7 protein-coding genes are annotated in these 14,946 nt (G+C 48.7%); 1 reads left to right on the forward strand and 6 read right to left on the reverse strand.

Features of this window, described 5'->3' with window-relative positions; genetic code table 11:
• Positions 1–61 precede the first annotated feature (61 nt).
• The 5 genes from NR121_RS17685 to htpG all read right to left on the reverse strand — a co-directional run bounded on the left by NR121_RS17685 (position 62) and on the right by htpG (position 12,184).
• Entirely contained in the window at positions 62–3,172 is a 3,111-nt protein-coding gene (locus NR121_RS17685; protein ID WP_256831592.1) for an S-layer homology domain-containing protein, read from the reverse strand.
• Between the two features lie 129 nt (positions 3,173–3,301).
• Complete coding sequence (locus NR121_RS17690) at positions 3,302–4,927, reverse strand: helix-turn-helix domain-containing protein (protein WP_054818429.1); 1,626 nt, start codon at positions 4,925–4,927, stop codon at positions 3,302–3,304.
• Positions 4,928–5,149: 222 nt separating this feature from the next.
• The gene (locus NR121_RS17695; protein ID WP_074729100.1) at positions 5,150–8,200 is read right to left on the reverse strand and encodes a type III restriction-modification system endonuclease; all 3,051 of its coding nucleotides are present in this window, start codon (positions 8,198–8,200) and stop codon (positions 5,150–5,152) included.
• A gap of 15 nt (positions 8,201–8,215) precedes the next feature.
• Entirely contained in the window at positions 8,216–10,129 is a 1,914-nt protein-coding gene (locus tag NR121_RS17700) for a site-specific DNA-methyltransferase (protein WP_054818428.1), read from the reverse strand.
• Between the two features lie 174 nt (positions 10,130–10,303).
• Positions 10,304–12,184: a molecular chaperone HtpG gene (htpG, locus tag NR121_RS17705; RefSeq protein WP_054818427.1), complete on the reverse strand. Its 1,881-nt coding sequence runs from the start codon at positions 12,182–12,184 to the stop codon at positions 10,304–10,306.
• 429 nt (positions 12,185–12,613) lie between these two features.
• Here htpG and NR121_RS17710 point away from each other — a divergent pair, with 429 nt between their 5' ends.
• Positions 12,614–13,381 carry an IclR family transcriptional regulator gene (locus tag NR121_RS17710; RefSeq protein ID WP_256831594.1) on the forward strand — a complete coding sequence of 256 codons (768 nt, stop codon included), beginning with the start codon at positions 12,614–12,616 and terminating at the stop codon, positions 13,379–13,381.
• Between the two features lie 85 nt (positions 13,382–13,466).
• Here NR121_RS17710 and NR121_RS17715 read toward each other — a convergent pair whose 3' ends face one another.
• Positions 13,467–14,924 (reverse strand): aldehyde dehydrogenase family protein, encoded by a 1,458-nt coding sequence (locus NR121_RS17715; RefSeq protein WP_256831617.1) that lies wholly within the window; start codon positions 14,922–14,924, stop codon positions 13,467–13,469.
• Positions 14,925–14,946 lie beyond the last annotated feature (22 nt).

A 14,946-nucleotide genomic window follows, 5' to 3' on the forward strand; every position in this document is an offset into this window, starting at 1 on the left:
AAAGCCGAAAAAGACCCTCTTTGGTGAGGGTCTTTCGTCTTATAATAATGATGAATAACGGTTAAGGAGCGGTCACAACCGTCACTCTGGTTCTCACTTCCGCCGAGCTTCCTTTATAAGCGATAAGATCAAAGCGGCCGACGTTGCCTGTGACGGTTACCCGTCCTTCTGCATCGATGCTCACTGTCCCTAATGGAGCGCCAGGATTCATTGGCTTTATATAGTCTACGCCGAATGAGTTGCCGAAGGCGTAGTTATAATTCACCGTATTGCTTCCTTTATAGCCGATGCCATAATTGTCTTTAAAAGAGAGGCCCATTAAGGTGTAGACATTTTCCGTCACCGAGCCGCCGGACGGCAGCGTTAGTACAGCCGTTTCGTTATCCGCCGTAAAAGAACTGACGGAAAGCGGGTCATCCTTAACGTTAACCTCTACGTTTGCTATTTTTTGTTCATTTTTTACCGTTTTGTATACCACACTGATATTCGTTTTACCCGCTTTACTGCCAAGAACATAAACGCTGCCGTTTTTAACGGCTGTTTTTACGATCTGTGTATCGGAAGCGGCAGCGCTCTGGCTAAAACCGTTAACGAAATAGATCTGTTCTCCCCGGGCGTTTTTAATCGTAAAAGACAGCTTTCTGGCAAACAGGCTCTGGGCAGGGTCGAGATGCGCATCCTGATAAGCCGCGGGAACGATGCTGCCGGGGCGGTATAAAGCCGGTACGGCATCCAGGGAATAGGTGAGATCATTCGATCTTTTGATCTGCACCGTTCTGGTTGCACGGGATATTTCTGTTCCATTCTTCAGCAATTGAGCCGAAAAGGTGTATGAACCACCCTCTTGCCCAGGAGGTGCGTAAAAACGGAATCCATCGTTGAACGTTTCAAATTCATCTCCGGTATATTCGAAAGACGGACGATTGGCATGTCCCTTGGCCGGATCTTTATCCAATGTCAATCCATAAGTGGTCTCTGTAACGGTATCCGTAAACGTCGAGCCCGGATCAAGCCGGATGGAGTACACGTCGCCTCCGCTGGCCACGATTTTACCCATAGCCACATTGTTGGCCGCGTCCAGTTCTTCTCCATATTGATCGACCACGGTATAAGTGAATTTGGTATAGCTTCCGGGAACAATCTCACTTGCAGGCGCCTTTACTTCTTTAAAACCAGCAGGAATGCGGGCATTCTGTACGGCATACTCACGGAAAAATGAAGCGGTCTTTCCTTGATCCATGATATCGGCGGTAAGACGGATTTTACCGTTGGCCGGAGCGGTAATTGAAGTGAGCCAAATGCTGCCTTTGTTCTTGCCGGCCTTCTCAATCACCGCACCCGTGCCTAATGAACCGTCCCGCTGATCGGCCTGAGCACCGATTACAGTGATCCTGACCCGATCGGCGAAAGCGTCGCTGGTCAAATCTTCGAGACTCAGCTTGGCTCCGGACTCGTCATAGGCTGTAACCGGAATGTAGACGTTCGTGTCTCCATTAGCGATCACTTTGTTCATATCGCCGAATTCAATGGAAACCGCTTTGGCATAGGCTTGAACGGCAATTGTAACCGAAGCCGAGCCTCCCTGAACGTATACGCTGGCTGTATAATCCGCTGCAAGAAGGATGTCCTCAATAAGAGTGACGTGCGCCTGAATCGTATCGTCTCCCCGTTCATCCACAATATCATAACGGAAATTCGCCGTTCCGGGATGAAAGTGAAGACTTACGGCATCCTTCAGATTCGCCGTCCCCTGGCCGGCTTGAAGCGCTTCGCGCAGGGCGTTAAATCCCAGCACATTCCCATACTGGTCATATGGAATCAAATCGAATACGGCCTTCTGTCCCTTTGTCTTAATCGCCGTCCGGCTGTCCGAATAGGAAACCTCACCCGCCTTCAGCGTCGTCACCACCGGCTCGGCGCCTATAGTAAAGCTTTTTTGCACGGCGATATTCGTATCGTTATGCCGGAGATTAACTTGTATAAGAGTGGATCGCGAATTCAAATGGTACGTCAGCGTATCCAGGGTGAGCCTCAAATCCCCATCCGGTGTTTTGTCCAATCTCGGATGCAGCGCCGAACTGTCATTTACCGTATAGGAGAACGAAGCGGGCGAGAAGGAAGCTTTTTGCCCATACTGATTGATCGCCTTTAACCGAATCGAGGCATAGCGCGATTTGGCCAGCATTTCACTTTCCGTAACAAATTCAATGCTTGTTACGGTTTCGTTGTCCGCTGTAAATTCCGCCTCGATTTGCTCCACATCCTCTTCCCTCAATCCTCCCAGCGTCACCTTGTACCGGCCCGCGGTAAGCTTGCCTTCCTTCAATGTAAGAACGGCGGAGGGGTGCCCCTCTGTATATGCAACCGTCGCCGCCACTTCCACACCGTCCTTTGTTAAGACCAGTGTAGCCGTATCCGGATCCACTTGCCGGTTCAACTGTACCTTCACCTTGTTGTAATCGGTCGCTTCCGCCGAAACAACAGAGACCTTCCCGGCTTCGGCTGCATTCAATTGCAATTGGTATGCTTGGTGAGCCTGATAGGAGGCTTTGATAAAATCTTCCCGGGTTGCAGCCTCATCTCCGGCTTTGCCTCCAAAATCGATGCCCTGCGTTTGGGCTGCCTGCATATAGCCGGTGTACCAGGCTTCATTCGGTCCGGTTGGAGCGGCTTTTATTCCCAAGCCTCTGACCAGGATGGCAGCAAGCTGGCCCAGCGTGATCGACCCGTCAGGATCAAAACGCGCTTGATCGACGCCTTCGATCAGTGAAGCCTGTTTGGCCGCTTCGATGTAAGGAATTCCCCATGCGTGTTCGGGGGATTGAGCGCTGACATCCGTAAAAGTAGACTTTTGAACCGATGAATCTACAGGTATGCCAAAGAGCTTGGTCGCTATTTTGGCGGCCTGCACCCGTGTCAGCCGGTCGGCCAGCCCGAAGTGGTAATCGGACATGCCTTCGACATAACCTTGGGCCAGCATGAAGTCCACGATTTTTCTCGTATCGGCTTCAATAGAATCCAAATCTTTAAAATGTTCCGAGGTTTTAACCTGAGGATGGGAATAACCGGATGAGGTATCGGACGGACTCGCCGCATTGGCCAAGGCCATCGGATACACGAGAGACATCGCTATAGTGGATGCCATAGTAAAAACGGACAAAGACTTATACATAAAAAACAATTCATCCTTTCACCACTCATTGATAAAGATAATCATTATCAACAAGAAGTATAAGTTACGCCTTGTCTTTTTGTATATGATCTTTTCGGACAGGTTTTAAATCATCGGCGTCCGAATGCTTCACGGAAGAACATGCCCACAAATACCCATGATTTGATCAAGAATCATTCCATGATTGTAAGCCGTGTACTCGAACCAAGGGCCAATGGTAACGATATGAACCCGCTGTCCGCGAACAGCCTTTAAATTCTTCCAATGCTGCGTCTGCTGAAGTTCATGCCAGGTTACTCTTGACATGACATCCTCTGACAGCAGGATCAGTATGCGCCCGGCCTCCCAATCCTGTAATTCATCCGCAGTCATCCGTATAAAGTCTGAAGGGAGCTGATCGATGCGACGCGGAGCAAAGGGCAGCGCAGCCGGATCCTCTCTCCGGTTTACCCAGCGGTAGCATCCTTTTCTATCGATCATGATCGTAAGCAGATCATCCTGACGGATCAGGCGGTTTACCTTATCCGAGACAAGGCCGGCCTTGTCGTCATACTTATCGAGCCATGCCTCCGCTTCTCTTCCCCGATCCAGAAATTCCGCTATCAGACGCAAATGGTCACGCCAGCTTCCGGTCAGCCAAGGCACGAAAAACGTCCGCGCGATCTGCCCAAGCCTTTCTTGCTCCTCCGGCGTTACGTAGGCATCGATTCCAATGATGCAATCGGGGCCAAAACGGCTCAGCGCCTCGCGGTTAAAATCATACCGGTGTCCCAAGGGTACCGTAACGTCGGCCCCGTATTTTCTGCGGTAGTGGTCGGTCCAATACTGGTCCATCGGGGCTGCCTGCGGAATGATATGAAGCGGCAGCAATTGCCCCAAGTTAGACCAATTGTATGCCGCCACTTTCATTTGCCGGTTTTTCAGATAAAGGGCAGGCGGAATGCCCACCTGCTTTCTAAACATGCGCCTGAAGTGACTCTCGTTGTTATATCCGGTCTGCCGCGCAATTTCTTCTATGGGCATGCAGCCCTTTTCCATCAATTGTTTCGCCTTATTCATACGCAGCTCATTAATGTAATCCATCGCGCTAATTCCGTAAGTATCCTTAAACAACCGCCTAAAATGACGGGAACTGACCTGCATCGAGCCTGCCAGTTGTTCTATGTCGATAGCCTGTTCATAATGCCGCTCCATGAAAGCTTTTGCAGCTACAAGTTCCTTGTTCCAGCCCTTGACGTTTTTTAAAAGGCGGCTTTGCATGATGCTGTAAAGCAATTCATGAAAAGCGGCCTGACTGCGCAGGCGCTCCATCTTGTTTTTACTATGCCAGCAGCGGGCCATCGTATCGCAAAGTGCAAGATCGGCGTGGCTCGGAGTGAAGTCAATGTCGCCGCTGAACGGAAATAAGCTTTCCGAACGGTCCGGTTGATCGTTGGCTGTCTCCAACACTGCAAATCCGGATTCGAAACAAACGATATATATCCCGTCCTCATCCTGAACGGCGGCTTCTGCCCGGACCTCTTGACCCGCCCTGCATACCACGATAAATCCGGACCGCAGCCCATAATTGTGACCGTTGATGCTTACATGGCCCAGCCCGCCGATCGGGATAAAAAGCATATGGAAATCCAGCTTATTCGATTTAAAATTCCAGCACGTATTACGCTTCTGTATATGCCAAACATCGTGGAGCTTAAACCACATGTTCTCCATTGGTGTATATGCCGCTTGATCGTTGATGAATGTCGAAATCATGATCCCATGACTCCTTTCTATATATCGACGGCTATTGCAATATCATTACAAAGTCACATTCTAATTGATAATGATTATCAACGTCAATGTTTTTTTTGCAAGAACCCCATTTTGTTCACAAAAAAACGCTCCATAAAAAAGCCTTTGAGCCCGAACGGTTCGGACACAAAGGCATTTTGCAATTTTTTCCGGCGAACCTTATGAACCATGCTCGCACGGGAATTATCCTTTTACAATCTCCAGCAGCTTCTCGTAATTATTGACCACATCGTACTTCAATTGTCCCGTGCTTAATCGGGCAAAATGCTTGCGGGCACATTCGATCTTCGCCTTCTCCACTTCTCTCAGTTCCATCGAGTCGATCGAGCCCTTGGTCTCCGCAATAAAGTAAATGTGCCTTACCGTGCCTTCCTTGAACACAATGGCCCAATCGGGGTTGTAATTACCTACCGGAGTCGGGATGAAGAAGCCGCGCGGCAGCTTGGCATAAATCTGCACTTCCTGGCTCGTATCCAGCGCCTGGGCGAAGGCCCTCTCGATTTTGGAATCGGTCACGACATAATCGTAAATGTGCTTCTCGGCGGAAACGGCATTGTGGCCCAACTGTCCCTTCAGCGTATTTTGGGTAAATATGTCCGTATGGAACGTCTCATTCACAACGTCATAGGTGATCGATTCGATGATGGTAGTCGCCTTTTGTTCATTGATCAGCTTGGCCGCCCGAATGATAAATTCCTCCGGGTTTTCCCTGAACTGCAGAAAGGTGTTCTGCTTCACTCCGGCCAGGATAGACGCAATCGTCTTTCGTGTGAGCCGCGTCTCATCCATCAGCTTGCCGATCAAATCGTATTTGATCCTAGAGGACGCCTCCCTGTGAACAAACTCCGTCTGCGTCTTTCGGGTCACAAACGCCTCACCCTGCCTCAACTGCTCCCTTGACTCGATCCGGTTCATTACTCCATGCTGGACGGCATAACGTACGGAGGGAACCCGCAAGTCGGCATCCAATGCCGCGATACAATTTCGAACCAGCTCGCCGGAATCGAACCGGACGGTATAGACCGATTTGCGGTTGATCCGATCCCACAGCTCCTTAAACTCTTTTTTGTAGAAGTTGCCGTTCACGGTGACGGACGGGATATTGCGGTCCCGGTCATTCTCCGTCATTTCCTCCTTGCCTGCTGCATATATCGTTTTGATCATCTCGATGAGCGGTTCTTTATAAGGCAACAGTTCATTAGGCAGCTTGACGTCTTGCCGTTCAACTGCGGCATAATAATCATCCGTTAACCGGAACTGATCGTCGACATAGCCGTTCTTTATGAACGTATACTGCAATTTGGCGGCCAGCTTTTCGCCGATTTTCAATGGCTCGCCGCGGGCGTTTGTTAACACCTTGTCCATAAAGAAGCCCATATCCGCCTTGCGGGGCCGGTCCGATAAAGCAGCGGCAATTTCATGCTGGAGCTGCTTGGCGAATTGCTCATAGGATTCGCTGGCGATTACTGTCAAGACGTTGATCTCATGCACGTCGATACCGGGGACGCTGGAATCGATCCGCTCCCCATGCCGGTTGACGCACAGTCTGAGGCCCCGGCCTACCTCCTGCCTTTTTTTGACGGCGGAATCGCTGTACTTCAGCGTGCATATCTGGAACACGTTCGGATTATCCCAGCCTTCTTTCAAGGCGGAATGCGAGAAAATAAACCGTGTCGGTTCCTCGAAGCTCAGCAGCCTCTCCTTGTCCCGCATGATCAAATCGTAGGCGTCGGCATCATCCGAATCCGTCTCTCTGGCGGATACTTTGGAATCAATGAACCGGCTGCTCCTCTTGTCGATGGAGAAGTACCCTTTGTGCGTCTCTTTTACATGAATTCCGTTTAAATACTGAACGTACGGATCGTCCGAACCCAGCGACAGCTGCTCGTTCAGGAGATCCATATATTCCTCTTCGAACATGCCGGCGTACACGCCATTATGTTCGCTGCCGTCCTGATCATACTGCCGGTATTTGGCAACCTCATCGATGAAGAAGAGCGACAGCACTTTGATCCCTTTATAGAACAGCACCCGCTCCTTCTCCAAATGGGATTTAATCGTTTCCCGAATCTGGATTCGCCGCAAATGCAGCTCGCTCACGTCGCCCTGGACGTCACCGGCCCGCAGCGTAACCCCGTTAATGAAGCTCACCGTATTGTTCCGACCGTTGATTTCGGACACCTTATAGCCTCTGTACTGTTCCAGCCGGCCGGATAATGGATACATGTCGTCGCCGCTTCTGATTCTCAGCGTTTTTTTGCTCAAGCCGGTTTTTGTGCGGATTTCCAGCTCAAGCCGGGCTATGGGAGCATGTTTATCGCTGACATCGATGCCTTCGAGATACAGGTAGCTTTCGGTTCCGCTTGTCCCTTTCACCGAGATGCCCTTGACGCTGATCTTTTTTACGAGCTTCATATTGTATGCATCCAAGGCGTCGAGCCGGTAAACCTTGTTATATTCCTCCCGGTGGGTGGCCGAATATCGCAGGGTGAACAGCGGATTGAATAATTTGAGCGATTCCTTGGTCTTCTGGCCTTCCACCGATTGCGGCTCGTCAATGATCAGGATCGGATTCGTGCCGGCAATCACATCCATGGGTCTGCGGGTATGGAATTCATCCAGCTCCATGTAAATCCGTCTTGCATCCTGCCCTCTGGCTGCAAACGCTTGCGAATTAATAATCATGACATTGATGCCGGCATCGGCGGCAAACCTCTCGATATGATGCAATTGCTTGGAGTTGTAGACAAAATATCGAACCTTCGACCCGTATTCGGCCATAAAATGATCTTCCGTCATTTGAAACGTCTTGAGTACGCCTTCCCGGATGGCGATGGACGGGACAACGATGATGAATTTGCTCCATCCGTATTTCTTGTACAGCTCAAACATCGTCCGGATATAGGTGTAGGTCTTGCCCGTACCGGTTTCCATTTCGACCGTCAGGTTATATTGGCCTTCGAGCCGCTCCGATATTTTCAATCCGTTCTCGCGTTGTACGGCTTGGATATTGCGGAGTATGTCATGATCGGGCAGCTTGATGGCATGATTTTTAAATCCATATTCCGGTTCGTTATTTGCCGTTTGAAACAAATCCCCCGCATATTCGGCCTTCTGCCGTCTGCCCTTATCCAGCGTGAAACGGGAGGATTCGTTAGGCTGCCCGTAAAACGCGCCGACAACGCTTTTGACGGCATCCAGCTGAAACGGTTGGTGCTTGAATTTTATTCTCATGTCAGCTCACCTTCCTTACAGCACCTGGATTTCCGTGCCCGGAGAAAGCAGCTTGAACAGTTCTTCCACGTTGATGCGTGCGGCGTCGTCCCTAAAAGAGCTATCGCGGAATACGACACGCTGAGGCTGTTCCATTGCGATCTTCTTCATGACCGATTCCGTGATGTCTTCATCGAAGCAGGCGATCAAGGAGCCGCCTGCCACATGATGAACGGTCTTCCCTTCAACTTCCTTTGTTTCCATGGGCAATGAAAGCTCCAGGCCGTATTCCAGCATCACTTGAACGAGCAGATCTTCCCCGGTCCGGTCTTCCTTGATGTTGGATGCCAAATCCGCAAGATCCACTTGACCCAGCTCGGCCGGCGTATAGTAGACATCCTTCATATTGGAGGAATCCGTACGGTATACCCGGAAGCCATAATCAATGTCCGCTCCGGTCTCCTCTTTGATTTTCCCGGCGGCGCGGCGGATGCGCTCTTTACCCAGCTCCGTTAAGTAATGAGGGCGGTTCAGTTCGTTTAACGTATCTATCGCATTTTTGAAGATCATTTTGCGGTTTTGTTCGGCCTGATTGTACATCGCGTCAATATCTTCCTGCAGCTGCACCAGAATAAATTTTCTGCGGCCGTTATCCTCCGCGTTTAATTCCATGATCGCATGGGCCAGTGTACCGGAGCCGGAGAAGAAATCGAGAGCCAGATCCTCGGAGCCTATGCCAAAGCCGATCAGATGCTTGATTAAGCTGACGGGCTTCGGGTTAGAAAACACGTCTTTGCCGAATAGCCGGAGCAAATCGCTGCTGCCGTCGCTGGTTGTTCCATTCTCATCCAGCATGGCGCCGGATTTATAGATGCTTCTGGGCGTCTTGCCTTTGGGCAATCGTTGTTTAAACTGGACCGACCAGTTCTCGCCGACTTTAATGATCCGGATTTCTCCTTTGGCCAGGTCTTCTTTAAACCTTTTCTCCGACCGGAGCCAGCTGATCGGATTGCCGTTTTCGTCCAATTCCAGGACGGTGCCGTCCGGGCAGGTAATCGGATAATATTGCTTCCCCGATTTTCTTTTAAATGTGTCCCAATAAAATTTACCTTCCGAGTCTTCCTCTTTGTAGCGCTTCAAATAGTCGTCGGAGTACATTTCATAAAGCTCATCGACCATCTCTTTATTTTTGGCGTAAACCAGAATATATTCATGCTCGACGGCGACATGCCTGGAATCGTTTCCCCCGCCCTTTTTATTTTGCCAAACCAGATCCGCGATATGGTTTTTGATTCCAAATATCTCATCGCACAACAGGCGCAGTCTTGGATGCTCGCTTTCGTCGATACTGATAAACACGATTCCGTCGTCTCTTAACAAGTTCTTGGATACTTTAAGCCGGGAATACATCATGGTTAACCAGTCACTATGGAATTTTCCATTGGATTCGGTATTCTGAACCAGTCTATTCCCTTCGGAATCGACTTGTCCCGACGCCGCCAAATAGACATCGGCAGACGATTTGAAATCGTCCTTATAAATGAAATCCTTTCCTGTATTGTACGGGGGATCAATGTAAATCATTTTAATCTTATGTAAATAGGACTCCTGCAGCAGCTTCAGCACTTCGAGGTTGTCGCCTTCGATGTACAGATTTTGCGTGCTGTCCCAATCGACACTGTCTTCTTTGACCGGCCGCAGCGTTTTATCGATGGGCGTATTGGCGTTGAGGATCGCCTCTTTCTTGCCCGGCCAGGTCAGCTGGTATCGTTCTTTCTCTCCTTCGACAAGGACATCGGACAGCTCCTGTTTTAACAAATCAAAATCGATCGCGCGGATCAATTTCCCTTGACGATCTCTTGTCTCCGTAATCACATTGGGAAACAGCGCCGCTATTTTCTCGAGGTTGACTTGTGTCGTATTGAATGTTTTCATAGCCAATTGATTCATGAGTTTGCCTCCTGTGTTTCCCCTTGGTCATCCAGCACTATTTTTCTGTATATTACTTATTCTTCTGTCTACAGAAAAGTCCTTCTTTGGACATATCCCATGCACGGTGCGTCAGGGAGACAACGACAAATAACCCGACCCGGGCTTGCGCCCGAATCGGGTTATTCTGTTATATTAAACCATGATTTTGCAAATATCGTTGGTGAATTCGACGGGATCCTGGATCGGCAATCCTTCGATTAACAGTGCCTGGTTGTACAACAGATTTGTATACAGATTGAGTTTCTCTTTATCGTTTGCATAAGCATCCTTTAAGGATTGGAATACCTCATGATGGATGTTGATCTCCAGAATCTTGTCCGCTTTGACATCCTGGCCGCTAGGCATGGCTTTGAGGATCTTTTCCATTTCAATCGTTAATTCGCCCTCCGTAGACAGGCAGACAGGATGGGTCTTCAGTCTCTTGGATGCTTTGACATGCTTCACTTTATCCTTCAGTATGTTTTTCATATATTCAAAGAGGTCTTTGGTTTCGCCCTCTTCTGCATCCGACGTGTTTTCGCTTGCATCCGGTTCAATTCCCAGGTCGCCGCTCGATACCGATTTAAATTCTTTTTCTTTGTAGGTCATGAGCATTTTGACGGCGAACTCATCGATATCATCGGTAAAGTATAGGATCTCATATCCCTTGTCGGCTACCAGCTCGGTTTGAGGAAGCTTCTCGATGCGTTCAATCGATTCCCCGGAGGCATAGTAGATGTATTTTTGATCCTCAGGCATTCTCGACACGTACTCATCCAGGGTGACCAGCTTCTTCTCTTTGGAGGAGTAGAACATCAGCAGATCCTGCAGCATCTCTTTATTGGCGCCGAAATCGCTGTATACCCCGAATTTCAGCTGTCTGCCAAAGGCCTTATAGAATTTTTCATACTTCTCTCTTTCATCCTTCAATAAGCTTTGCAGCTGGCTCTTGATTTTGTTCTTGATGTTTTTGGCGATGAGGCTCAATTGCCGGTCATGCTGCAGAATCTCTCTGGAAATGTTGAGCGATAAATCCTCGGAATCCACCATTCCCTTAACAAAGCTGAAATAGTCGGGAAGCAGATCGGGACACTTATTCATGATCAGCACATCGTTGGAATACAGCTCCAGGCCTTTCTCATATTCCTTCGTATAATAATCGAACGGCGTATTCTCCGGGATAAACAGAATGGCATTATACACCACGGCACCGTCGGCACTAATATGAATATGCTTTAGAGGCTTATCGAACCCGTAGCGTTTCTCGGTGTAGAAATTTTCATAGTCTTCCGGCGTAAGCTCGTTCTTGTTTTTCCGCCAAATCGGAACCATGCTGTTGATGGTTTGTTCTTCAACATATTCTTCGAATTCATTGTCGCTGCCTTCTTTAGGCCGCTGCCCTTTCACATCCATCTTTATGGGGTACCGGATAAAATCGGAGTATTTTTTGATAATCGATCTTAAACGATACTCTTCAAGATACTCGTCGTATTGATCCTCTTCCGTATTCTCTTTAATTTTCAAAATAATATCCGTACCTGCCGTCGCTTTCTCGCATGGCTCAATCGTATACCCGTCTGCTCCTCTGGATTCCCACTTATACGCCTCATCGCTGCCCAAAGCCTTGCTGATGACCGTAACCACTTCGGCTACCATAAAAGCAGAATAAAATCCCACCCCGAATTGACCGATGATATTGTGCCCATCCTTCAATTCGTTTTCTTTCTTGAATGCCAATGAGCCGCTCTTGGCGATAACCCCCAGGTTATTCTCCAGCTCCTCTTTGGTCATACCGATCCCCGTATCGGAGATGGTCAATGTCCGGTTGGCCTTATCCGGCTTTACTTTGATGTAATAATTGTCTTTATCAAAAACCAATTGATCGTCGGACAGCGCTTTATAGTAGATTTTGTCAATGGCATCGCTCGCATTCGAGATCAGCTCTCTTAGGAAAATTTCTCTCTGCGTATAAATGGAGTTAATCATCATTTCCAATAATCTTTTGGATTCGGCTTTAAACTGTTTTTTGGCCATGATTCGCTCTCCTTTCAATCCGTCCCGCGATTAGCACTCTAAGCGCCTGAGTGCTAACTCTCCTTTTTATATTACATAGACGATTTTTTGATGTCAATATACAGTAGAATTTTTGAGTCCGGTCAATTGACTATATGGGCCCCCATAAATTACTTTTCCATCATCAGTGAAACGATGGTTTGTTCTGCTACTTTATATGTCCCATTTTCTTTTTTTACAATATACTTTGGTTTGATTTGGAGTTGACTCATCCAGGTTTATAATTTCATAGCTTAGTTGCTGCACTCACTAAGGCTACAAAAGGAAGCAAATGTCTTGCTGTTCACAATGAATTATCCCACCTTTCAATAAAATATAATAACAACTTTACCATATTCATATCATTTAGTGATATAATAAGTGAAAAACGCGAATTCGCCGGAGAGGCTTATGAAAGCGCTTAAAAAGAAGGATTATACCCTTAATTCCGTAAAAAATGCGGCGCGTATCTTGCGTCTGTTCTCTTTGGAACGGCCTGAATTGGGAGTGACGGAGATCTCCAGGCTCTTGGGATTAAACAAAAGTACGGCCTACCATCTCATGACTTTCCTCACGGCCGAGGGTCTGTTGGAGAAAAGCCCAAAGTCCCGGTACCGCCTCGGCCTTGCCTTTTTGCGTTACAGCGGGATCATTACGACACAGATGGAAATTCACCGGGAATCGCTTCCTTTTTTGGAGAGACTGGCGGAGGAATTGGGGGAATCCGCTTTTATCGGCATTTTGGAAGGGACTAATGTGGCGTACCTTCAGAAAGTGGATGTTAAACATCCCCATCCCCTGTCGCCCGTAGGCAACCGGAACCCCGTATCCTGCACCGGATCGGGAAAAGCGATTCTGGCCTTTCAAAAAGAGGAGATCATTTCAGGAATAGCGGAACGCTTGCAGCCTTACGGTCCCAATTCCATCACCGACCCGGAACGCTTCAAGAAGCATTTAAAGGATATCCGAAGCCAGGGATATGCCCTATGTATTGATGAAATATATGAAGGCGTTTCAAGTATTGGGGTGCCTGTACGCGATTATACCAGCGAGGTGGTGGCCGCCGTCAGTATCGCCGGGCCGACAGAACGCATCCGGAGCTGCAATATTGAGCATGCGGTGACAACGTTGAAGCAAGCGGGGCTTGGGATTTCCGCCAAATTGGGCTATTACGGTTGAATCCCGGCGTTCGGTGAGATCCAAGGCCGCAGATAACACAAAGCGACCGCTCCTTCTAACGATACCGGGGAGCGGTCGCTGCTTTTTAGAATGGGAAACGGCGATACTTTTCCTGAACCGAAACCCATTTGGTTATTGTAAATTCATCGATAATCCACGGATTCCCAAACCTTCCGCTTCCGCTCGCCTTATTTCCGCCAAACGGAATGTTGGGGTTGTCATTCACCGTCTGGTCGTTAATATGCGTCATCCCGCTCTCGATTTGCAGCGCCAACTCTTCGCCTTTGGCCAAATCTGTCGTAAAGATCGAAGAGCTTAACCCGTATTCGGTTTCATTCGCCATAATTATGGCTTCTTCGTCCGTATTCGCTTTGATAATGGTGGCGATGGGGGCAAACAGCTCGGTTTGCGCCAGCTTGCTTGAGTTATCTACATCAATAAATACGTAAGGTGTAAGCACATTGCCTTCCCGTTTGCCTTCCAACGCCATTTTCGCTCCATCTCGTTTGGCCGCCTCAATCGCACTGACCGCTTTCTCAAGCTGACGCTCGTTAATAAGAGGGCCGATCATGGTGTTCGGGTCCCTCGGATCGCCGCACGGAAGGGCCTTCGCTCTTTCCACAAACTTTTGGACAAACTCGTCGTGCTTATCTTTATGGACAATGATACGGTTAATAATCATACAAATTTGTCCTTGATGGATGAACTTCCCAAACACCGCAGCATCCACCGCCCGGTCGACGTCCGCATCCGACAGCACCACAAACGGACTGTTACCGCCCAGTTCCAGAATAACTCGCTTCAAGTTTCTACCGGCAATCTCGCCGATGTGTCTTCCGACGGCAGTAGAACCGGTGAAACTGATCAATCCGACATGCGGATGGGTTAACAGGTCATCGCCGATTTCTGTGATATCCGTGAGAATCATATTGAATACGCCATGAGGCAGACCGGCGTGCTCGAATGCCTTGGCGATAATGGAACCGCCGGTTAAGCCAACTTGAATATCAGGCTTATGCACCACGCTGTTCCCCAACGCAATGGCCGGCGCAATGGTTCTCATCGACAAATTCATTGGGAAATTAAACGGCGAAATCGACGCAACCACTCCCAAAGGAAGCCGGCGGATATGATTGACCTTCCCCTCGATGGCAGAAGGAATCTCCCTCACCTGATCGATTGCGTCCGCATAATGTATTGCTTCCTCCAGCACCTCCAGGGCGAGATGCACTTCCACATTGGCTTTTAACAAAGTGCCTCCCGTCTCACGAACGATGATATCCACAATGGCGGCCCGGTTAGCTTTCAAATACTCTGCCGCCTTGTAAATGACCGTCTTCCTTTCATCGGCGGAAGATTTGGCCCATTTCTTTTGCGCCTGCTTCGCCATGTCAATGGCCTCATGCAGCTGCTGGGACGTCGCCAACCGAACCGTAGTCACAACCGAATGATCGTAAGGATTTACAATATCGTAAGTTTGGTCGCTTCTCCCCTCCACCCATTCGCCGTTAATAAAGCTTTTGTTTAAATTTTCGTAACGCATCATTGGAAGTTCTTCTTTTGTG

It is taken from the genome of Paenibacillus sp. Pae15, assembly GCF_024519685.1.
Classification (GTDB): domain Bacteria; phylum Bacillota; class Bacilli; order Paenibacillales; family NBRC-103111; genus Paenibacillus_G; species Paenibacillus_G naphthalenovorans.